Origin of the sequence: Mastigocoleus testarum BC008, assembly GCF_001456025.1 — a bacterium.
GTDB classification, from domain to species: domain Bacteria; phylum Cyanobacteriota; class Cyanobacteriia; order Cyanobacteriales; family Nostocaceae; genus Mastigocoleus; species Mastigocoleus testarum.
The window spans coordinates 18,321-39,757 of the sequence record NZ_LMTZ01000009.1 but is presented as its reverse complement, the minus strand read 5'-3'; the positions used below and the strand labels follow the sequence as shown (position 1 = coordinate 39,757).

The 21,437-nt window shown below is 37.1% G+C and carries 16 protein-coding genes and 1 pseudogene; 8 read left to right on the top strand and 9 right to left on the bottom strand.

Annotated elements, in window-relative coordinates:
- The first annotated feature begins 1,124 nt into the window (after positions 1-1,124).
- The 3 genes and pseudogenes from BC008_RS02875 (at position 1,125) to BC008_RS52595 (ending at position 2,064) form a co-directional block, all read left to right on the top strand.
- Complete coding sequence (locus tag BC008_RS02875; protein WP_027847027.1) at positions 1,125-1,730, top strand: hypothetical protein; 606 nt, start codon at positions 1,125-1,127, stop codon at positions 1,728-1,730.
- 144 nt (positions 1,731-1,874) lie between these two features.
- Positions 1,875-2,018, top strand: a pseudogene (locus tag BC008_RS52600) (hypothetical protein); the annotation flags it as partial.
- Positions 1,990-2,064, top strand: a complete 75-nt coding sequence (locus tag BC008_RS52595) for a hypothetical protein (RefSeq protein ID WP_407657015.1) — start codon at positions 1,990-1,992, stop codon at positions 2,062-2,064. The pseudogene BC008_RS52600 and the gene BC008_RS52595, both read left to right, overlap by 29 nt.
- 3 nt (positions 2,065-2,067) lie before the next feature.
- Here BC008_RS52595 and BC008_RS02870 read toward each other — a convergent pair whose 3' ends face one another.
- Both BC008_RS02870 and BC008_RS02865 read right to left on the bottom strand, forming a co-directional pair.
- Complete coding sequence (locus BC008_RS02870) at positions 2,068-2,844, bottom strand: lipoate--protein ligase family protein (protein WP_082650469.1); 777 nt, start codon at positions 2,842-2,844, stop codon at positions 2,068-2,070.
- A gap of 215 nt (positions 2,845-3,059) precedes the next feature.
- On the bottom strand, positions 3,060-3,533 hold the full coding sequence (locus BC008_RS02865) for a YbjN domain-containing protein (protein WP_027846510.1): 474 nt from the start codon (positions 3,531-3,533) through the stop codon (positions 3,060-3,062).
- 246 nt (positions 3,534-3,779) lie between these two features.
- Here BC008_RS02865 and BC008_RS02860 point away from each other — a divergent pair, with 246 nt between their 5' ends.
- Together BC008_RS02860 and BC008_RS02855 are read left to right on the top strand one after the other, a co-directional pair.
- Positions 3,780-5,039, top strand: coding sequence for an RNA-guided endonuclease InsQ/TnpB family protein (locus BC008_RS02860; protein WP_027846509.1), 1,260 nt, complete (start codon positions 3,780-3,782; stop codon positions 5,037-5,039).
- Between the two features lie 93 nt (positions 5,040-5,132).
- Positions 5,133-6,389 carry a serine/threonine-protein kinase gene (locus BC008_RS02855; RefSeq protein ID WP_027846508.1) on the top strand — a complete coding sequence of 419 codons (1,257 nt, stop codon included), beginning with the start codon at positions 5,133-5,135 and terminating at the stop codon, positions 6,387-6,389.
- A gap of 70 nt (positions 6,390-6,459) precedes the next feature.
- Here the strand turns inward: BC008_RS02855 and BC008_RS02850 are convergent, their stop codons facing one another.
- From BC008_RS02850 to BC008_RS02825, 6 genes are all read right to left on the bottom strand, one after another.
- Positions 6,460-6,981, bottom strand: coding sequence for a hypothetical protein (locus tag BC008_RS02850; protein WP_036268531.1), 522 nt, complete (start codon positions 6,979-6,981; stop codon positions 6,460-6,462).
- Between the two features lie 279 nt (positions 6,982-7,260).
- The gene (locus tag BC008_RS02845) at positions 7,261-8,547 is read right to left on the bottom strand and encodes a flotillin family protein (RefSeq protein ID WP_027842499.1); all 1,287 of its coding nucleotides are present in this window, start codon (positions 8,545-8,547) and stop codon (positions 7,261-7,263) included.
- Positions 8,548-8,637: 90 nt separating this feature from the next.
- Complete coding sequence (locus BC008_RS02840; RefSeq protein WP_235595782.1) at positions 8,638-9,999, bottom strand: flotillin family protein; 1,362 nt, start codon at positions 9,997-9,999, stop codon at positions 8,638-8,640.
- Positions 10,000-10,226: 227 nt separating this feature from the next.
- Positions 10,227-10,562 carry an SH3 domain-containing protein gene (locus BC008_RS02835; protein WP_027842497.1) on the bottom strand — a complete coding sequence of 112 codons (336 nt, stop codon included), beginning with the start codon at positions 10,560-10,562 and terminating at the stop codon, positions 10,227-10,229.
- 520 nt (positions 10,563-11,082) lie between these two features.
- Positions 11,083-11,634, bottom strand: a complete 552-nt coding sequence (locus BC008_RS02830; RefSeq protein ID WP_153009511.1) for a hypothetical protein — start codon at positions 11,632-11,634, stop codon at positions 11,083-11,085.
- A gap of 293 nt (positions 11,635-11,927) precedes the next feature.
- Positions 11,928-12,713 (bottom strand): hypothetical protein, encoded by a 786-nt coding sequence (locus BC008_RS02825; RefSeq protein WP_058183086.1) that lies wholly within the window; start codon positions 12,711-12,713, stop codon positions 11,928-11,930.
- Between the two features lie 226 nt (positions 12,714-12,939).
- Here BC008_RS02825 and bchH point away from each other — a divergent pair, with 226 nt between their 5' ends.
- The 3 genes from bchH (at position 12,940) to BC008_RS02810 (ending at position 20,449) form a co-directional block, all read left to right on the top strand.
- Positions 12,940-16,752: a magnesium chelatase subunit H gene (gene bchH, locus BC008_RS02820; protein ID WP_027842495.1), complete on the top strand. Its 3,813-nt coding sequence runs from the start codon at positions 12,940-12,942 to the stop codon at positions 16,750-16,752.
- 578 nt (positions 16,753-17,330) lie between these two features.
- Positions 17,331-17,777 (top strand): hypothetical protein, encoded by a 447-nt coding sequence (locus tag BC008_RS02815; RefSeq protein ID WP_027842494.1) that lies wholly within the window; start codon positions 17,331-17,333, stop codon positions 17,775-17,777.
- On the top strand, positions 17,774-20,449 hold the full coding sequence (locus BC008_RS02810) for a tyrosine-protein kinase family protein (RefSeq protein WP_027842493.1): 2,676 nt from the start codon (positions 17,774-17,776) through the stop codon (positions 20,447-20,449). The genes BC008_RS02815 and BC008_RS02810 overlap by 4 nt, the downstream gene beginning before the upstream one ends.
- A gap of 15 nt (positions 20,450-20,464) precedes the next feature.
- On the opposite strand, the gene BC008_RS02805 is transcribed toward BC008_RS02810, so the two are convergent.
- Positions 20,465-20,866 carry a hypothetical protein gene (locus tag BC008_RS02805; protein ID WP_027842492.1) on the bottom strand — a complete coding sequence of 134 codons (402 nt, stop codon included), beginning with the start codon at positions 20,864-20,866 and terminating at the stop codon, positions 20,465-20,467.
- Positions 20,867-21,437: the final 571 nt, after the last annotated feature.

Genomic DNA, 21,437 nt, shown 5'->3' with positions numbered 1-21,437 from the left:
GCGTCATGGGTCATATTCTACGACACATGCTCTACTTTTGTTCCTTCTTCTTTTTTCTTCTTACCCCGACTTACTGAGCGGATACTATTAATTCTCAAAATATTAATTTTTAAGATATTTAATTTCTTTAAATCTAATTTTATGGAGCAAAACAGTTTTTCGAGCTAAAAAATAAATCATTTCATCTAATAATCCAACAACAAAACATTCTATCTTTATATATGAATCTAGAAGGATTTTTACACGAGGTGTACTTGTGTGATGAATATTTTTATTTTATGTATGTATTCTACATGTGTATCAGCTGCATCTCATAAGTATGGGTACTCGTATTAACAGTAGAAAAAAAGCAGAAAAAAAGCAGAAAAAAAGCAGAAAAAAGCAGAAGAATACATTTTTTGCGATCGCACATATTTTGTTGATTTATTGACTTGTTTCACACCTAAAGAGAAAAGTTGAACTTGTAATAAACTTTTGTAATAGCGAGTACGGACAGAATATAAGTTTAATCTATTTAATCTTGAAAGCAGCAAAATAAAAATTAGTTTGCTATTAAGTATATAATTTAACTTTTGCTTTTTTCGAATTACAGAGAGTAAAGCATAATATTTGGTGAAAAGCATATTACATGTATAAAGAAAACCGAACTAGCAAAATAAGCTGAAACCTTTGTGGAGCTTTGTTCAGTAAATATTTCTAGTCCACGATAATATAATTTTTTGAGATAGTATTTTTACTTAAAGGAAAATTAGTAATAATACCGATGGTAAAAATACTGTAGCTATTATATAAGTAAAGAATACTTAAATCTGCAAGAAAAGTGATTCGACAATCGAATTACCATCATCAGTTTTGATCTATAAACATGTGCTAATACTAGGCAAATGAAGGTGATTGCAACCTTTATTCTTTTGTGCATTGCATTATCCATAAAGGTGTTAATTGTATTTGCCAACGTTTGAGACTTAATAGTTAAGCGCCTGTAAAACAAAATATAAAACTCTCACGTTTTAGTTAAAAACTGAATATTTTGAGTGCAGAATAACTTGGTGTTATTAGTAATCCAAGTTGGGTATTTTTTGGCTTTAAACTTATAAAATCAACTGAATATTTGGAGAATAAAAATGGAAAACGAAATGCGTCTTCTGTACTTGGGTTGGAGCGAAGAAAGAAAAGACACCAAAACTCAGGTAGGTAAAAATTTTGAATCTACCTATACCTATGGACCTTGGTTGCTAGGAATGATTTGGTCACAACCAGAAGAGGGTATGATTCCTCTCTATGAATGTTGGAGTAACGAAAGAAAAGATAGTAGGCTTTCTACAAAACCAAGTAGCTGTGAAGCTATTTATAACCAAGAACCTCGCCTCCAAGGATACATATATAAAGACAAAACAGATTCCAATATGATTCCTTTGTATCAGTGTTGGAGCGATAGTAGAAAGGATACTAGAACTTACACAGATCCAAGTGCTCATGAGGCTGTATATAATCATGGACCAGAAATTCTCGGGTATATCAGACCTGTAGAAACACTAAAAATGGTTGACTTTGACAACGATTCAAAGTTAATTGCTCTGGAAAATCAGTCTCTCAAAGCGATCGCACAAATGGTTGAAGAGATTCGAGAGCGCGATCGGGTCCAAGCAACTAAATCTAAATTGGTTTATCGACAAAGATTGAATAATATTTCCAGCAGTTCGCCAGTTCATCTTTATATTGGTAGATAAGTAGATATCACATTTTTTAATGTTTAATATCTTTGAGAATGGATAATCGGTTACAGATAATAGGTTAATTATTTATCATTTATATATGGTAATAAAAACCTCAAAATCTAGTTTCCATTATCCTTCTCTCTTGAGAGTAAATTAATTGTAATTAATCCAATATTATTAAATGAGTTAACGAAGAGATTAATTACCAATTACCAATTACCAATTACCAATTACCAATTACCAATTACCAATTACCAATTACCAATTACCAATTACCAATTACCAATTAACAATTACCAATTACCAATTACCAATTAACAATTACCAATTACCAATTACCAATTAACAATTACCAATTACCAAATTTAGCAATATTTTGCCACTCCAACTCAGAAAGTGGATTTATTTCAAATTTTATTCCAAAACAGTCAATAGCCGAATCAACTAAAGTATTAACTATCTTTTCAAGGTTAACTTTTTTGAAGTTAAATTCTTGAGAGCTAAATTCTTGAGAGTTAAATTTTTCAGAACTCAGTTCTTCTAGACGGTTATTTGCTGTTTCTAAACCATAACTTTCTAAAATATCTGGAAGCTTCACTAAAGTAAATGGCTCTGCATCAAAAACTTGAGCAAATAATTCTGGATCTGGTTTTAAACGTATAGAACCATGTTGCAGAATCACATTACCTTTTCGTAACTGAGCGCTACCAATGAATTTTGTGCGATCGGGTAAAATTAAATCTGCACTTGTTGCTGTTCCAAAACAGTTGGGATTATGGATGTAACCCCGTCCAGCAGTACCATAATGCAGATCTAAACCTAATTTTTGCCAACCTTGAATCAAAAATGTGCAGATTTTTTTGTATGCTTCAATGCGACTACCTGGAACATCGGATGTGACAACAGCGTAAGTTAGATCGCCTTGATGTAAAACTGCTCTTCCACCGGTAGGACGTCGTACCAAATCTAATTTTTGACCTTTCCAAGTCAGATTTTCCCAATGCAGGGGATATTTTTTTTGATGGTAACCTAAGGAAATAGTTGGTGATGACCAAATATAAAACCTCAGAGTTGGTGGATGGTTCCCCAATAAATGTTGTTCTAACAACCAGCGATCTATAGCCATCTGGACTTCTCCAGAAGCTTCTAATAAAGGAATTAGTCGCCAAGTTTGGTTATTGTTCAAGGTTTAGATTTGGAAGTTGGGTTTCAAGTTTGGATTCAAGGTTTGAGGGATGTGAGGAGAAGTTGAGGAAACTAAATCTTGGGTCAAATAAATATTATTAGTTAACCCCCGCATAAATGACGGGAGATTATAACAAAATTTAGATGATACCAAGCTTAAGCCATACCAAATTCAGCTTCTAGTGGTTCATCGCTATCATCAGCAATGGTTGCGACAATAGTAATAAGACGAGAAACTTCTCCAGGAGATAATTCAGCTAGAGTCCGGGTGGAGATTACCACAACTTGGTTTTCAATAATCCCAAAACGCGCTTCAAAAGTGCTAGTACAGTTCATTTCCAATAACTGTCGCATCATTTTTGGTTCATCTTTTGCAGGTAACTTGAGTACTGAAGACCAAACTGTTATTGTATCTTCATCGCTGGATCCTGTCAGTTGGACAAACACTTCAACTGTGCCATACTTAAATTTCCACAAGTAAGCACCTTCTTGTGGATGACTGACCATCGCGCTGTTGTCTTCATCTAGAGTAGAAATAACATTTTCAATTACTTCTACATGATTTATGCTACTAGTATTGAAAAATACTTCATTAATACTGTCATCATTTATAGCTGATTCAGCACCCATGTTTTCAAGATCTACTTGGTTAGCCATACAGATTTACCCTCAAAATTATGATAATTCCACACCTAATTTATAGCTTGAGAATCAAGAACGTGGAGTAGGTTTGATAGTTTATGAGGATTATGGAAAAAACCCCGGCACTTTAGTCCGGGGATGAATACTAATAGCAGAATTTATTCTGCCTTAATTGTGATTTGTCAATTTAGCTAAATGGATTAGCATAAATAGAGTAGTTGTAGTGTGGGGTCGATGAGGATATTTGAGTTCAAACTAAAAGGAAAAGAAAAGCAGTTTTGCCGTGTTGACAATGCTATTCGTACCAGTCAATTTGTGCGTAACAAATGTTTACGGTACTGGATAGACAATAAGGATAAAAAAGTCAATAAATATGCATTGAATAAATATTGTGTGGTGTTGGCTGCTAAATTTCCTTTCGCGGACGAACTCAACTCAATGGCTCGTCAATCTGCTGCTGAGCGTGCTTGGAGTGCAATTAGCCGGTTTTACGATAATTGTAAGAAGAAGATTAAGGGTAAGAAAGGATTTCCTAAGTTTAAGAAACATTCACGCTCGGTTGAGTATAAAACCAGTGGTTGGAAGCTTTCTGACAATAGGAAGTATTTAACTATCACTGACAACAAAGGTATTGGGACCTTTAAACTTGTTGGAACTCATGACTTGCATTTCTACAATATAAAGCAAATTAAACGAGTTCGTTTAGTGCGCCGCGCTGATGGATATTACGCGCAATTTGCAATTGATGTAGATGTCAAGATTGAGACAGAACCAAACAAAAAGATGATTGGGATAGATTTAGGACTGAAATATTTCATTGCCGACAGTAATGGTAATGTAGAAGCTAGTCCTAATTTTTACCGCAAATCTGAGAAACAGTTAAATCGTGCAAACCGTAAGAAATCCAAGAAGTACAGCAAGACTAGGAAACAAGCTAAGAAACCACAATCTAACAACTACCATAAAGCTAGAAATAGGTATGCCCGAAAGCATTTAAGAGTAAGTAGGCAACGTAAAGAGTATTGCAAGAGACTGGCATACTACGTAATCCAATCTAACGATTTGGTCGCCTATGAAGACTTGAATGTCAAGGGTATGGTTCGTAACCGACATCTAGCTAAATCAATTAGTGATGCTGGCTGGTCAACTTTCCGTGATTGGGTTGAATATTTTGGTCTGAAATATGGAAAGGTGACTATTGCTGTACCTCCGCACAACACGAGTCAAGATTGCTCTAACTGTGGTGAAAAAGTAAAAAAATCTTTGTCTACAAGAACTCATGTTTGTCCTCATTGTGGATTTGTGGAAGATAGAGACGTGAATGCTGGAATCAATATATTGAAGCGAGGACTAAGTACTGTGGGGCACACAGGAACCTACGCTTGGGGAGATTTGCCCTCTTGGGATGTTGGTGTAAACCTGCATTCTAACGGCGAGTCCGTGAACCAAGAATCCCCTGACTTATTGGATAAACCAAGCATCAGCACGGTTTAGATAGTCAGGGGAGTGTCAAAAGATTCATACAAGATTAAATAATAATTGTTCAAGAGCAAGGCAAAATAGAAGCAGGTATATTATTGTCTTCACATGAGCTACTGTCTCAACCCAAATTGTCCCCAACCGCAAAACACTTCCAATGAGAAGTTTTGTTTGCATTGTGGTTCCAAATTGCTGCTCAAAGAACGTTATCGCGCAATTCAACCTATAGGACAAGGTGGTTTTGGCAGAACTTTTTTAGCTAGAGATGAAGATAAACCTTCAAAACCCTATTGTGTAATTAAGCAGTTATATCCTCAAGCCCAAGGAACGAGTACTTTACAAAAAGCTGCAGAATTATTTACCCAAGAGGCGATGCGACTTGATGAATTGGGAAAACATCCACAAATTCCCGAGTTATTAGCATATTTTACCCAAGGCGATCGCCAGTACTTGGTTCAAGAATTTATCAATGGACAAAATTTAACCCAAGAATTAGCACAAAATGGGGCTTTTCAAGAGCAACAAATACTAGAACTCCTACAGGATTTATTACCGGTACTAGAATATTGTCACCTCAGACAAGTAATTCACCGCGATATTAAACCTGAAAATATTATTCATAAAATCGATTCTGTAAGTTCTCCTGAATCATTCGAGGAAGGGGGAAATTTATTTCTGGTAGATTTTGGTGCTGCAAAAGTTGCAACTTATACGGCTCTGAATCGTACTGGAACAAGTATTGGTAGTCCTGAATATGTCGCTCCGGAACAAATGCGGGGGAAAGCTATTTTTGCAAGCGATATTTATAGTTTGGGTGTAACTTGCATTCATTTATTAACAGGACATTCTCCTTTTGATATATACGATGTGAATCATGGAGTTTGGGTTTGGCAAAAATACATCAAAAACCCTGTTAGTAAAAAGCTAGTCCAGATTTTGGATAAAATGCTTGCTCATATTCCTGCTCATCGATATCAAACTGTAGAAGAAGTTCAAGGGGATTTAAATTTAATATCCAAACCAATATCTAAACCAATATCTAAAGCAGTTTCGAAATCTGTAAGAAAGAAAAAATCTGTTAATCCATCTCCACCTGTACCCCCACCTGCAGTTCAAATACCTTCTAATCAAAAATCTCAGAGTCAAATAGATCGGGAATTAGAAGAAATGAAAACTATATTTCTGGGTGGTAAACCAAAAAATAATTCTTCCAATCAATCTAATCCAAAACCCAATCCAAAATCCAGTTCAAAATCCAGTTCAAAACCTAATTCACAATCTAAATCTTCATCTCGCAGTAAAGATAAAATTGATACAGAGCTAGATGAATTGAAAGCTAAATACCTTGGTAATAATGAGTTTTAGAGCGGTCAAAACCAACAATCGTACATTTTGATTTCTCAGAACTTGCACCACTTAAATGATATTTGAGTCTTTAGATGCACAATTTCTTAGACCAATCCTGCTGTCCTCTACCTTGATGACACTTATATTGAGAACCAATCCAAACCATTTTCCACGATTTACCGTCACTTCCGGATGCTTCAAAGTCGACACGAGTGCGGATTCCATGCACAGAATCATCTAGAAGACCAGTCTCAGTCACAAGTACGGTTACAAAATTTGGTGCAACTTTATTCACAATTACATCTCGCTGAAAATTTCCTTCTTGAGGTTTTTCATCTGGTGGAGGAAAAGCTGCAGTTGCAATTGCTTTGGGGTCACTTTCTTTTAAAGATAAGGCTTTAGGAAGTTTATTGAGTTTAATTATATTGTAATTTTCCCGTTCTTTTGTAGCTTGAGCGATACCAACTGTGGACGAACCTTCTTGAATATCTGTTACAGGAGATGTAATGGGTGGAACTGACAAGTCATCTGCTAATTTTTTGGGTTCTGACGAACAAGCCACTAAAGATAATGTACTAAATAGCACAATCATTAAGATGTATTTATTCATTTATTAAAACCATCTACGTGAATTACCAGCCAACATTTAATACCAGTTCGATAAATCATTGCAACAGATTCTCCGGTAAAGACGCCACAGGCTCTGCAACGTCTCTACAAGGTGTCATGCACTCAACCGAAAACCGCTATATCTGTCTCATTATTTTTCCAAATTGGTATAAGATTTTGTTCGAACCCAAAATTAATAGAGACGTATTTGTTCACGGCTAATTGCAAGTTAATAAATTTACGTCTCTATAAAGCTTCTCTGATTCATTAATCGCAAAAACTAAGAGCCATGGTGACGTTGCTGCTCTATTTTCACTTCTGCACTTTTGAGTTTTTTCCCTTCGCTTAATTGACTAATAATTTCTGCAACATCTAAACCGGTAGTTTGTCTCAACTGCTCGATAAAAGCCGCCATCTTAGTTGCATTACTACCACCATTACCATCAATCATGGTGACATTTTCCACTGCAACTTCAGGAATACTCGATGACATCGCTTTGAGCAACACATCTAATTTTTGCAGTAAGAAAATTTCTTTGGCGCTATCGCCAGCAGCTACCCAAGACTCAGCTAAGCTCTTAATACCATCAGCCTGTGCTTTCCCATCTTCAACAATGCTAGCTGCATCACCCTTTGCTTTAGCGATCGCTCGTTCGCATTCGGCTTCAGCAGGTGCGAGCACATCTGCAATTAACTGCTGTTCTACCTGTTTAATGCGCTCGGTTTGTACCGCAACTTCTGCTTGTGTCTTCGCAATTTGCGTTCCTACAGTAGCTTCCGCTTCCGCTACTAATGCTACTCGTTTGGAAAGTGCATTTCTTACCCGTCTTTCTGCATCAGCTTTTGTAACTTCCAATTCTTTTTCTATTTTTCGTAGAGCTACTAACTTTTCGTTTTCTGAACTGCGAATTTCGGATTTTGCTTTGGCTTTTGCTTCTCCGATCCGTGCATTACGTAGCAATTCAGCTTGTTGTTTGCGTCCCAGAGAGTCGAGGTAATGGACATCATCAGAAATATTTTGGATTTGCAAACTATCCAAAGCTAAACCCAGTTTTTCTAAATCGTCTTCAGCTTCTTCTAATAAACTTTTAGCAAAAGCAATCTTATCTTCGTTTACCTGTTCTGGTGTCAAACTTGCGAGAACACCCCGGAGATTACCTTCTAAGGTTTCCTTTGCAAGTTGTTCTATTTGTTTGCGACTTTTACCTAACAGGCGTTCAATTGCATTGTGAAGAACTGGTTCTTCTCCAGCAATTTTGATGTTTGCAACCCCTTCAACTGTGAGGGGAATACCGCCTTTTGAGTAAGCATTTGCTACCTTAAGGTCAATAATCATGTTGCTCAAATCCATGCGGAAAGTCCGCTCCAACAATGGGGTTTGAATACTACTACCACCTTTAACTAGGCGATATCCGACCTGACCACCAGTAGAAGTTCTATGTTTACCACCAGCAAAAATTAATACTTCATTCGGCTGACAGATATGATAAAAGTAACGAATTATCCAGTAAGTTGCTGCCGAACCTGCGCCGAAAATACCTAGGAGTAAACTGATTATTTCTATCATTTTTATCTATTATTTGTAGTTAATGATTGACTTTTGAGAATTAAATTGGAATTGAGAATTAAATTGGAATTGAGAATTAAATGGGAATAACTAACTTTCAACAGCTTTATTGCTAGTTAGAGTTCCAATGACATCAATGCCAATAGTCTGATGAATGCTCTCTAGATACTGATTTAATATTGCTGGGTAAACTTTGACTAGACTTGCTAAGGATTTACCATCGCCGTTATCTACAACATTAATTTTATCCAGTTGGAGTCTTCCGGGAATTTCCACTGCTTCAGAAAGGATTTGTTCAATTTTTTGAATTAAAAATAACTGTGATGCATCAGTACCAGTTTCTTGCCATACCAGAGAAAGCATTTCATTAACTAGAGCAGCAGCTTTCGCATTTTCAGCAATTACAGCCGCCTCACCACGGGCTTGTAGTTCTTGTGCTTGTTGTTGTGCTTTTGCTGGAAGTACTTCATCAGCTTCCAAGCGCAAACGTTCTAACTCTGCACGTAATTGTTGTAATTTTTGCTCGAATAATGCGCGTTTTTCCTTAGCTGTGGCAATGCTAACTTCTTCTTCCGAACGTGCTTTTTGTTCTAATTTGGCTTTAAATTCCCGTAGTTCATTTTCTTTTTCCTGAACTATAATCTGATTTTGAGTTTTAGCAACTTCTGCTTCTTGTTGACATTGGGCTTCTACTTGTTCCGCTTCGCGAATAGCGTCCGATTCAGCAATCTCTGCATCTCTAACAATTGCTGCAATGCGGCTACGACTGATAGAACTGAGATAACCTACGTTATCAGAAACACTCTGGATTTTCAAAGTATCAATTTGTAAACCCAATTTCATCAAATCGCGACTAACATCTGAAGTAATACGTTCGACAAATTGTAAACGGTCTTCATTCACTTGTTCTGGAGTTAGAGCCGCAACAACCCCCCGTAGGTTACCCTCTAGGGTTTCCCTTGCTACTCGGAGAATTTTTTTGCGATCGCTCTCTAAAAATCTTTCAATCGCATTACCAACAATTGTTGGGTCGCTCGATAATTTAACGTTAGCAATAGCTTGAATATTTAATGGCGTCCCACCTTTGGAATAGGCATTCTTCACCTCCACGGGAACGGGCATAGTAGTTACGTCCATGCGTTTAACTGTTTCCACGATGGGAATACGAATCGCCCGACCGCCAGCTAAAACTCGATATCCTAATTCCTGTCCGTCTCTGGTTTTCCACTTCCGACCAGAAATAACCAGCACTTCATTGGGCTTGCAAATACACAAACAAGATTTGATAAACCACACAAATAAAACGACACCAAATATACCCAAAGCAATCGGTAAGCTGGTGATAAGTGCTCCATCAATCTGGCTTCTTTGGATATGCAAAGGATTTCTGGGTTCAACTTGTGCAACAGTTACTGTTTGAGGGTTTTGTTGTAAAAAATATTTCATTGACATGGATTTTTTATAAGTAATGAGTAAGAAGTAAAGAGTAAGGAGTAAGGAGTAAAAAGTAATTAGTGATTGATAATATCCCAATCGCCAGAGGCTATGACTATAGCTGCGCTACCTATAGCTGCGCTACCTACGGATCCGGAGCTGTCACCTGCGGATCTGCCGACGCCGTAGGCTCTATGCCGCTCACGCAGTGCTATCCCTAGTCGCCAGTCCCCAGTCCCCAATCCCTAACGACTCAAGGAATTTTCACCTACAACCCAGACTTGATTTTCGTTTGTTTCGACAATTAAGACTCTATCTCCAGCTTTAAAACCTACAGGGTCATCTGTACCAGCAGTGAAATCAAGCATGGATCCTTTGATTTTTATCCGTACTTTACCTCTACATGTTCTATCAAAAGGAATCTCTACTGTAGCAAAAAGACCAATCAAACTTTTAGTAGACACTAAACTATCGACTTTCTGGCGACGGCGTTGGACAACAATTAAAAAAACAATTACTGCACCACAGCACATACCAATAATGATTGCGATCGCTACAAATATTAATATTTGAAGGTTCATTTGTTATTCCTCAGTATTTGTTTTAACCTATATTGCTTTTTCTGGCTATCAACATCAAAAGCTTACGATGCAATCTCTTTGCTGTGTCATTCTTGATGTGTGCAGTATTACTTTCTCAATCTCCATGGAAGTCGAAAGGTTTTTATATTATTAGGTTTACAAAAGTTAAATGGACATAATCAACCTTTATGACGCATATCTAAAGTCATACTAACCCAATTAACCTGGAGTAAGGGGGGGTAAATATGCCCTGATAAAGTTTAAAGTAGTGTAAATTCCGCATAGGTGTGACAAAAATTTTGAGCCTTTCAAGCCCTAATTAAAAATTAGATCTTGTGTAAGTCTCAAATTTACAATTAGCTTCTACTAGATAACCACAATTTAGAGTTTTATATTTTCGGAAAAATACTAAATTATTTCGATGTCATTAGGAGTAGGCATAAAAATTAAGCCCTCAAAGAAGACTTTCTACGGTTGTATTTTATTATTTAGTTTTTATTAATCTTTTCTTACTTAGTTATCAAGCGGGATTTTCACGATGGAGTAAAAACCAATATAACACTCGTCCTGTTATAACGCTGTATAAAATAGCAGACGCAATCGCTAATTCTATCCAGTTCCAAGGAAAGTAGGAAAAATGAAGAAGCACTGATATTGTGATACCTATAAAGGCTGCAAGCACGCAACTTATGAGAGAAGATAAAATCCAAATGATGGCAAAATGTCGGTGAACTATCCACTTTTTTAGCAAAAACCACTGAGTTAATCCAGCTATCGCTCCACCTAACCCACTTGCAATCGCGGCTAAAATACCCACGGCGATTACATCACCAAAGTACGGAAATAAGATATTACTAGTATTTTTACCAACTACTAAAAAAGTGTAAACTCCCAAAGGTAAAGCTAAAGCATTACTTAAAATCCACATAGTGCTGATTTTAGGTAAATATTGTTTTAAAATTACCCACTGGGCGATACCAATAATTATGCCAACAAAACCATAAATTAGAATTATATATAAAATTTTATTTGATTGAAGCTGGATAAAAGTTCTATTTAATAACCAGTTCATGCCAAAACCAAAGGGTATACTGGCACAGAATCCAATTAAATTTGTAATTATCCATTGTCGGAATATTTGTTTGGATCGCTTTGATTCTGACATATAAACATTCGAAATATAAATTTATAATTTACTGTTGATAATATCAAAGAAACACTCAATATTAGCGAACAAAGAAAAATTACCGTAAGTCGAATATTTTGACCCATTCACAAAACAATATTTCATCTGACACTGGTAATGAGATTAATCTTAATTTTGTCTAATTTTATCTGAGTCCAAATCTGACTTGAAGTCTAAATTTAAATCTGAATGGAATTTGAATTTGAACTAGAATTTAAATCTATATTTGAACCTGAATCTAAGTCAGAATCTGAAACTGGTTCGGAATTTAAAATTGATGCAGCCTCGTGCAACAATTGATGCTGTTCTTTTTGAATATCTGCTAACCTGCCAGAAATTTCTTTCAATCTTTGTTGTTTTTCTAGAGAAACGACTTTTTCCCCCACGACTGGTGATATTGTCGAATTATTCAATTTATTAATATTTTGCTTGGTAGGTGAATCAGTTGGGTGCTTGTATTTAAATTTTATAAATAATAGTTTGATAAGTTTATTCAAATATAAAAAGCTTAACTTTAAACCTGCCTGAAGTAATTGTAAAGGTAGTCGGATAATAGATAAGCTTGCCGATTCGATTAATCTAACAGTAGCCTTAATTAAGCTAAAAATTAGAGCTATTGCAAATATAATGAAAATTATACTAATAATTGGATGGTTAGCACCCCAGGAAAGAATTTGTGTCAGTTTGAAAAGTGCGGGATGTTGCTCTAAAAAATTACCTAAGGAAGAGTCTATTGCTATTTGAAATGTATTTCCTAAAGAATCCTTAGCCTGCTCAGTAGTAGCAGTAAATTTATTAACAAACTTATCCGTCACTCGATCTGCTGTAGTTTGCCAAGATTCACCAATTTGTTGTGCATTCTCACTCCAAGAGTTGAATCCTTGATGCACAATTTGTTTTGCCTTCTCAACCTGCTCGGGTATTTTAACAGGTAAATTTAAATTTAAGTTTTCTGATAAATTCATTTGCGAGAAAAGCTTAACTACCTACTAATATAGAGACTTTCTCGCGATTTGGGATGTTATAGCGCTGCGGGATTTATCAGGAACAGATTAAGTTCCTAAAAGGGCTGGCGATCGCTTTTTTTAAGTTAGATTTTCTCCCCTTCCTAAACTCAGGGGAGATAAGTAACACTAAAACTATGAGCTAGCTTAAGATTTATGAAGAAGAGACTATTTTCGGTTGTGGTAAATGAAACGCATCGTCTTACTCGCAGGGTTTGAATCTTTCAATGCTGACTTGTACCGTAAAGCAGCAAAAGTGGCGATATCTCGCTGTCCGCAATTAGATATTCGGGTATTTAGCGACAGGGATATCAATACTAAACGGGCTGAGGTGGAAGCAGCACTTGATGGTGCAGATGTGTTTTTCGCCAGTTTATTATTTGACTACGACCAAGTTTTGTGGATTCGCGATCGCATTGGTAAGATTCCCATCCGTTTGGTGTTTGAGTCCGCATTGGAACTGATGAGTTGCACGAAAATTGGTGCATTTTCCATTGGTGATAAGCCGAAAGGAATGCCCAAACCAGTAAAATTTATCCTTGATAAGTTTGGTAATGGACGGGAAGAAGATAAATTAGCCGGTTATATTAGTTTTTTAAAGGTTGGTCCTAAATTATTAAAGTATGTTCCAGTCCAGAAGGTACAAGACCTGCGCAACTGGTTAATTATTTATGGTTATTGGAATGCTGGTGGTTCTGAGAATGTTGCTGCTTTGTTCTGGACACTAGCAGAAAAATATTTAGATTTGCAAGTTGGTGATATTCCCCAACCAATAGAAACTCCGAATATGGGGTTATTACATCCTGATTATCAAGGTTACTTCGAATCTCCCCGCGAGTATTTGGAGTGGTACCAAAGTAACCAATCCCCGATAGCAAGTCAAAAGTCAAAAGTCAAAATTCAAAAGCAAGAAATTACCAATTCCAAATCGCCAATTCCAAATCGCAAATCCCCAATCGCAAATCCCCAATCCCCAGTCATCGGAATCCTTCTTTACCGTAAACACGTTATTACCAAACAACCATATATTCCCCAGTTAATTCGCCGTTTTGAGGCTGCGGGTTTAATTCCTTTACCGATTTTCATTAATGGTGTAGAAGGACATGTTGCTGTGAGAGACTGGATGACAACTGAATATGAAACTCAGCAACGTCAGCAAGGTAAGGTGGAAACTCTTTCTTTATCTAAGGAAGCAGTAAAAGTCGATGGAATTGTTTCTACCATTGGTTTTCCTTTGGTGGGTGGTCCCGCAGGTTCCATGGAAGCGGGACGTCAAACCCAAATTGCTGTAAATATTCTTACTGCTAAAAATGTACCTTATATTGTTGCTGCACCGTTGTTAATTCAAGATATTCATTCCTGGACGCGTCAGGGAATTGGTGGATTGCAAAGTGTGGTTTTATATGCTTTACCGGAATTAGATGGAGCGATTGATACTGTTCCTTTGGGTGGTTTGGTGGGAGAAGATATTTATCTAGTTCCCGAACGGGTGCAAAGATTAATCGGTCGAGTCCAAAGCTGGGTAAATCTCAGACAAAAACCAGCATCTGAACGAAAAATTGCGATTATTCTCTATGGTTTTCCCCCTGGATATGGGGCTACGGGTACTGCTGCATTATTAAATGTTCCTCGCAGTCTATTAAAATTCTTACATTCATTAAAAGACCAAGGTTATGATGTTGGTGAATTACCCCAAGATCCTGAAGAATTAATTCGTTGGGTTAAGGAAGCAGATGAAAATCCGGTCAACAAAGAAGAATTTGCATCTCAAAATATATCTCAAGTTCATGCTAATGACGATAATCGCCGAGTAGGTTCTAGTGTCAACGCTCGTAGTTTAGAGCAATGGTTGGGATATTTGGGTACTTCTCGGATCGAAAAACAGTGGAAATCTTTAACTGGTACTAGTATTAAAACCTTTGATAATGAGCTACAGATTGGTGGAATTCAACTAGGAAATGTGTGGATTGGGGTACAACCACCTTTGGGAATCCAAGGGGATCCAATGCGGTTAATGTTTGAACGGGATTTAACACCCCATCCCCAATATGCAGCTTATTATAAGTGGTTGCAAAACGAGTTTTCCGCAGATGCGATCGTTCATTTTGGAATGCATGGAACGGTAGAATGGTTACCCGGTTCGCCTTTGGGTAATACTGGTTATTCTTGGTCGGATATTTTGTTGGGAGATTTACCAAATTTATACATATATGCGGCAAATAATCCTTCTGAATCAATTTTGGCAAAGCGTCGCGGTTATGGGGTATTAATTTCCCACAATGTACCGCCTTACGGTCGTGCGGGACTGTATAAAGAATTGGTAGTACTGCGGGATTTAATTTCTGAGTATCGGGAAGATCCAGAAAAGAATTATGCTCTCAAAGAAGCAATTTGCAAAAAGATTGTGGATACGGGTTTAGATGCAGATTGTCCGTTTACAGAAGCAAAGCGTTTGGGTATTCCCTTCAGTCCAGAAAATGTGCGCATGTTCAGCGATCGCGCTTTTAGGGATTATTTGGTAGATTTATACGAATATTTGCAGGTCTTGGAAAATCGCCTGTTTTCCTCTGGGTTACATGTGTTGGGTGAAGCACCGAACGAAGAAGACATGCGGTCGTATTTAGAAGCTTACTTTGGCGAAGAAGAGTTAGAAGAAGTAGAAATACAGGAAGACTCAGACAAACACGAACACAAAAAGCTAGTTCACGATCTGTTAATGCAGAGTACGGATGAATTAACAAATTTGTTACGGGGTTTGAACGGAGAATATATTCCCCCCGCACCGGGAGGAGATTTGTTACGGGATGGTCCTGGTGTGTTACCGACAGGAAGAAATATTCATGCCTTAGATCCCTATCGTATGCCTTCTCCTGGCGCTTACGAACGGGGACGGGAAATTGCAAAGAAAATTATTAGTCAGCATTTGCAACAAGAAGGAAGTTATCCAGAAACCGTAGCAGTTATGTTGTGGGGTTTGGATGCAATTAAAACTAAAGGTGAATCTTTAGGTATTCTCCTGGAATTAGTTGGTGCAGAACCGGTGAAAGAAGGTACCGGAAGAATTGTCCGTTACGAACTCAAACCTTTAGCTGAGGTAGGACATCCGCGCATTGATGTCTTAGGAAATTTATCGGGGATTTTCCGCGATAGTTTTGTGAATATTATTGAATTATTAGATGATTTGTTTCAACGTGCTGCGATCGCAGACGAACCAGAAGACCAGAATTTTATCAAAAAACATGCTTTAGCATTACAAGCGCAAGGAGTAGAAAACGTATCTGCAAGATTATTTTCCAACCCTGCGGGTGATTTTGGTTCTTTAGTAAACGACCAGGTAGTTGATGGGAATTGGGAATCAGGGGAAGAATTAGGAAATACTTGGCAAGGTCGGAATGTTTTTAGTTACGGTAGAGAAGATAAAGGACAAGCACGTCCGGAAGTTTTAACTCAGTTGCTGCAAAGTACCGATCGCATTGTCCAAGAAATTGATTCGGTTGAATACGGTTTAACTGATATTCAGGAATATTACGCTAATACTGGCGGTTTAAAGAAAGCTGCAGAAAAACAAACCGGGAAAAAAGTCACAACCAGTTTTGTGGAAAGCTTTTCTAAAGATACTACCCCCCGAGACTTAGACGATTTATTGCGAATGGAATATCGCAGCAAATTGTTAAACCCTAAATGGGCGCAAGCTATGGCGGATCAGGGTTCCGGTGGTGCTTACGAAATTTCCCAACGTATGACAGCCTTAATTGGTTGGGGTGGTACTGCTGATTTTACTGATGATTGGGTATACGACCAAGCCGCAGATACCTATGCTTTAGATGCAGAAATGGCGGAGAAATTGCGTAAAAGTAATCCTGAGGCGTTTCGTAACATTGTAGCGAGAATGCTAGAAGCCCACGGACGGGGTTTTTGGGAAGTTAGTGATGAGAAGTTGCAGAAACTGCGGGAATTGTACGATTTGAGCGATGAAGAATTGGAAGGGGTAGAAATGTGAAGAAGCCAAAAATACAAATATTGAGATAGAAATTGATAAATTTTGCGCAGCACTGAAGTGGAATCCCCAGTTGGATTTTGACCCTGAGGAGAAAGTGCAGGAATTTTAGCAGGAAGGATGGGGGAACGATTTTTAATAATCAAGACTTACGCACGGACAACGTAAATGCGGTCATTGCGACGATAGGAAGCAATCCCAAACCATTGGAAATTGGTAACGAGTGCGTAAGTCCTAATAATGACTAAATCTCTAAATTCTCACCATTAACGTTATTTTCTTCGGTCTCATCTGAGTACCTTTGGGATAGTACTTCGCAATTCAGATTTCAAATCATTTGCTGGATGCATTTATTTTAACTTGAAGTGTGATTTTCAAGTATAAAAATGACACTAAGGAATAGTCAGTGATGATAAATTGCAGAATTTGCGGGAATTGTATGATTTGAGCGATGAAGAGTTGGAAGGGGTGAGGGTTTAATAGTTCATAATAACTACAGTTGCTAATTTAAAAGGTTTTAAGATTTATGCTAGAAATTAGCAACTCACCAAAAAATTAGAATAGTTTTGAAGGAGATTTATTTGGCAGACACTTTTGATCGACGTTGTCAACTAGGTGCTTCTCGTCGTCGACTTGAAGATGCGATCGCTTTGCATGGCTGTAAGCGTTGGGCTGGTTCTATTTATCTTGGTGGTTACGCGATTGAATGCTCTCTGAAGTCCTTAATTTGTTACATGGAAGCTAAAAATAACTTTAAGGATACTCAAATATTTAAAAATGGTCTACAAGGTTCAGAATTACATAGTTTGACAAAATTATCGAGGGATTTGCCTAAATTACAACGTGCTATTGCTTTAGATCGCACCAATGTTTATCGTAATGCGTGGAATACAGTTTCATCCCTGTGGCGTAATGACGAATTACGCTATTCCGAAAAAATGGGAGATGAGATAGAAAGTCAACGCTTCATACAAGCAGTGAAAACATTACATGGATTGCTAATGAGTCAACAAGGGGAGACATCATGATTAACCAAGTTACATCGCCCCTTCATATTGAAGAACATCTAAATCGTGAGTTCAAGCGTGAAGATCCAGAAGCACAAATAAAGGTTAAACGTACATCACTGGGATGGTTAAACATTCGGATAATTACAAATTCTTTCGAGAATAAATCATTAGAAGAACGAGAACAAAAAACAGATAAGCTTCTCAAAGTCATAAATACTAATCTTGGTCAATACCCAATTGCTGGCTACGATCTACTAACTCCAAAAGAAGTTACTGATAATTCTCCAGAATATATACAATTACCTTTGTGGTCAGATATTTTAATGGCTCCAGAACCTGACCAACCAGCAATTTTAGATGAAGATAACCCGACCAAAACACCTCAAATTGTTACTTTTTACTCTTTTAAAGGAGGTGTGGGTCGTTCCACAGCTTTGGGAATGGTCGCAGGTGTTCTCGCAACTCGTAATCGTCGGGTTGTGATGGTAGATTTTGATTTAGAAGCACCTGGAATTTCAATTTTATTTGACCCCGATATCGAAAAAATCAATGAAGAACAATATGGCGTTTTAGATTACTTACATCAACGCTATCTAACACCAGATCAAAATATTCCCAAAATAGAAAGTTGTATTTCTCAAATTAAGTTACCTACTCGTGGCGAACTTTTTTTAGTTCCCGTTGGAGAATATGATGAAAATTACATACATCGTTTAGCCGATCTTGACCGACAAACTTTAGAAAATTTTTATAAGGGTGCAAATAATCCAATCGAACAGCTGATGGAAGATATAAAAACTTCCTTAAATCCAGATGTAATTTTGATTGATGCACGTCCTGGCTTCAGTGATATAAGTGCGATCGCGCTCTTCGATTTAGCAGATACTGCAATCATTTGCTTTTCACCCACCGATCAAAGCTTTGAAGGACTACGTTGGGTTGTGCAAGGTATTCGAAAACAAAACCAATATCAGGCTAAACCCGATATTCGCTTTCTACTTACACCTATGCCTGCAGTAGCATCACAGCAATACCAAGCTTGGATAACAAAAGTTGAAGATTGGATTGCAGATAATTGGGGTTTACCTGATGAAATAACTATCAAAGAGCTTTATTATGAAATTCCATATAATCTTAATATTACAACTTTGTCTAGTCTGGTAAATCTACCAAACAGTTTACTTACCAACTATTTGCCAATCGCTGATGCTATTGAGGCTAGTTTGGCAGATGTTAAGACTGAATTAGCGACTAATACAAATATTTTTAACCGTACAAATATTTTAAATGAATTACGCTTTGATGCAGCAACGGCACAAGAATTAGAAGCTGAGAATATACCGAATATATTTCAACGTACAGAAGATTTTCCTAAATTTTTAAGTAATAAAAACTGGCTAATTCGAGGTGCGAAAGGAACAGGTAAAAGCTTATTGTTCAGATTATTTGTAGAGCAACCAGATAAAGCAAAAGAACAGGCTCATTATGAAGTAAATTTAAGTAACGTTGATTTTATCGCCGCTCACGGTCAACCCAGATTAGGAGGACCGATCCTAGAAAGTAGCGATCTAGCTAGTTACGAGCAACAAGTGGGTGAAGACAACTGGTCTATATTCTGGATAAATTACGCACTTTTGCAATTATGCCACCGTTTGCCTGAGTTACGTTCGCTTAATAGTTTAGATCGAGAGTTACTTACACTGAGTGCTCAAGACGATCCTCAACACTCTGTGATCGTATCTTGGTTGGTTGAACGCGCCCAATCTCCGCAAGCAGCTTCCCAAGCAGCTGATGAACTGCGTTTAATTGATCGCTGGTTACGAGATAATAAAAAAGTTGTGTGGCTGCTTTACGATGAACTAGATGCTGGCTTTGGTTCGACAAATAAAGATTATATTAGAAGAAGAAAAGCCCTCGAAGCATTATTAGCATGGTGTTTAGAAAGCGGGACAAGCCTAAAATCAATAGTTCCTAAAATATTTTTGCGTGAAGATATTTGGAATCAGCTCAACTTCACTAACAAAGGGCACTATACTGGGCGTTCGCTTCAATTACGCTGGGATGAAACTGACCTCTGGAGAGTAGTACTACGTCAAGCTCTCAAGAGTTCTAACACTTTAAGTGAATTTTTAGAACAAAAATTTGGGGTAACCGTGGCTCGACTTAATGCAATTAATTTAGAGCAACTACGTACCAGCTTATATACTTTATGGGGTGAGCGGATGGGTCGCACAAAAAAGGCTTACACCTATAACTGGGTTCGCACTCGTATCGCTGATGGACAAAAAAACTGCTTCCCTAGAAGTTTAATCCTACTATTACAAGAAGCAGTTAAACGTGAAAAGGATTTCTCCACAGAATATAGTTCTGAGATCGTCTTACGTCCAAAAGCTTTAATTGATGCTTTTCCCTATGTTTCTCAGCAACGAGTAGATGAGGTACGTAACGAATATCCTGAACTGGTTGAATATCTCAATAAATTACAGAGTGAACGTTCTCCTATCGATGAAAATCGCTTGACTGAAATATGGGGTATTAAAGATGGAGAATTAGCCCTTCGTATTAAAGATATGGTTGACGCTGGAATTTTTACAGAACGTTCGCGTCCAAACGATTCTCCTCCTCGTATTTACGCTATTGCTGAACTTTACTTGTATGGATTAAGTATGATCCGTAAAGGACAGAGATAGCAAGGTTCCTTGTTTTCAACTTACTCCCTTGCATTCCTTCTTTAATAAAGGCTTAATTTCCCCCGCAACTTTGGCAGATACTTTTTCTTTATTAATAGGAATATTAAAAGGATTATTTACAAAGAAAGAATGATTTGAGATGTCAGTTTGGATCCGGTCGGGAATATCTTCTTGGGAAATATTTCCTTGATTGACATCTTTAATTGTCTTAATTAATTCTGGCTCAGCAATTCTAATAATAATAGGTTTGGCAATATTAGCTCCCCGAGAACCAAAGTCAGTTTCTTTCAGCTTTTGTTTGATCGCATTTCGACAAACCTGCTCGGAAGATGCAGCCACAGCATATTTTGGCAAACTCCCCCCAATCGCCACGCCAAATATGACTATTGAAATAGCAATATGGTTAAATACCTTCATATGGTTAAACTACAATTATATAAACTATGTTCTACCTATATTATGAGTAGAAATAATTAAAAGCCAGTAGTTTAAATTTGCACGCTAACTCCAATCGTTGGAATTCTGAGGGGTAGCTAGGATTTATCAACTTAGAAACTACCAGGTAAGGTAATTGACTAATACCTTATAAAAACAAAACATTATTGCTAACAACATAATGACTTGATACCCAAGAAAAGGAGAAAGTAGCAAACCCCAAAAAGCTGCGATTAAAAATAGAAGTCTTTTATCTTTTTTATATGTTTCTCTATTTTTAATAATGAACTCTGAAATCTCTTTTTTTCTCAGTTGATATCGGGATTGTTTATCCATAAAAACATCTAAAATAATTTACAAAGGAAATTACTTTATCTACAAAAATCAAGGCAAAAATCAGAATTAGTTTTGTGAAAAATAGAATACTAAGGTTTACTAGATTTATTAAAATAAAGTTTTTGACCCTTAAGCTTTTTAATGAAAATAATATATCAAATCAAAAATTTAAAGTTTGTAATTTGAATTTACTATAACTAAAAGTAAATATAAAGCG

Bases quoted from the DNA above. Each gene is read 5' to 3' on its own strand.
- BC008_RS02875 (WP_027847027.1), top strand. From the start codon at position 1,125: ATGGAAAACGAAATGCGTCTTCTGTACTTGGGTTGGAGCGAAGAAAGA.
- BC008_RS02870 (WP_082650469.1), bottom strand. From the start codon at position 2,844: ATGGCTATAGATCGCTGGTTGTTAGAACAACATTTATTGGGGAACCAT.
- BC008_RS02865 (WP_027846510.1), bottom strand. From the start codon at position 3,533: ATGGGTGCTGAATCAGCTATAAATGATGACAGTATTAATGAAGTATTT.
- BC008_RS02860 (WP_027846509.1), top strand. From the start codon at position 3,780: ATGAGGATATTTGAGTTCAAACTAAAAGGAAAAGAAAAGCAGTTTTGC.
- BC008_RS02855 (WP_027846508.1), top strand. From the start codon at position 5,133: ATGAGCTACTGTCTCAACCCAAATTGTCCCCAACCGCAAAACACTTCC.
- BC008_RS02850 (WP_036268531.1), bottom strand. From the start codon at position 6,981: ATGAATAAATACATCTTAATGATTGTGCTATTTAGTACATTATCTTTA.
- BC008_RS02845 (WP_027842499.1), bottom strand. From the start codon at position 8,547: ATGATAGAAATAATCAGTTTACTCCTAGGTATTTTCGGCGCAGGTTCG.
- BC008_RS02840 (WP_235595782.1), bottom strand. From the start codon at position 9,999: ATGTCAATGAAATATTTTTTACAACAAAACCCTCAAACAGTAACTGTT.
- BC008_RS02835 (WP_027842497.1), bottom strand. From the start codon at position 10,562: ATGAACCTTCAAATATTAATATTTGTAGCGATCGCAATCATTATTGGT.
- BC008_RS02830 (WP_153009511.1), bottom strand. From the start codon at position 11,634: ATGAACTGGTTATTAAATAGAACTTTTATCCAGCTTCAATCAAATAAA.
- BC008_RS02825 (WP_058183086.1), bottom strand. From the start codon at position 12,713: ATGAATTTATCAGAAAACTTAAATTTAAATTTACCTGTTAAAATACCC.
- bchH (WP_027842495.1), top strand. From the start codon at position 12,940: ATGAAACGCATCGTCTTACTCGCAGGGTTTGAATCTTTCAATGCTGAC.
- BC008_RS02810 (WP_027842493.1), top strand. From the start codon at position 17,774: ATGATTAACCAAGTTACATCGCCCCTTCATATTGAAGAACATCTAAAT.
- BC008_RS02805 (WP_027842492.1), bottom strand. From the start codon at position 20,866: ATGAAGGTATTTAACCATATTGCTATTTCAATAGTCATATTTGGCGTG.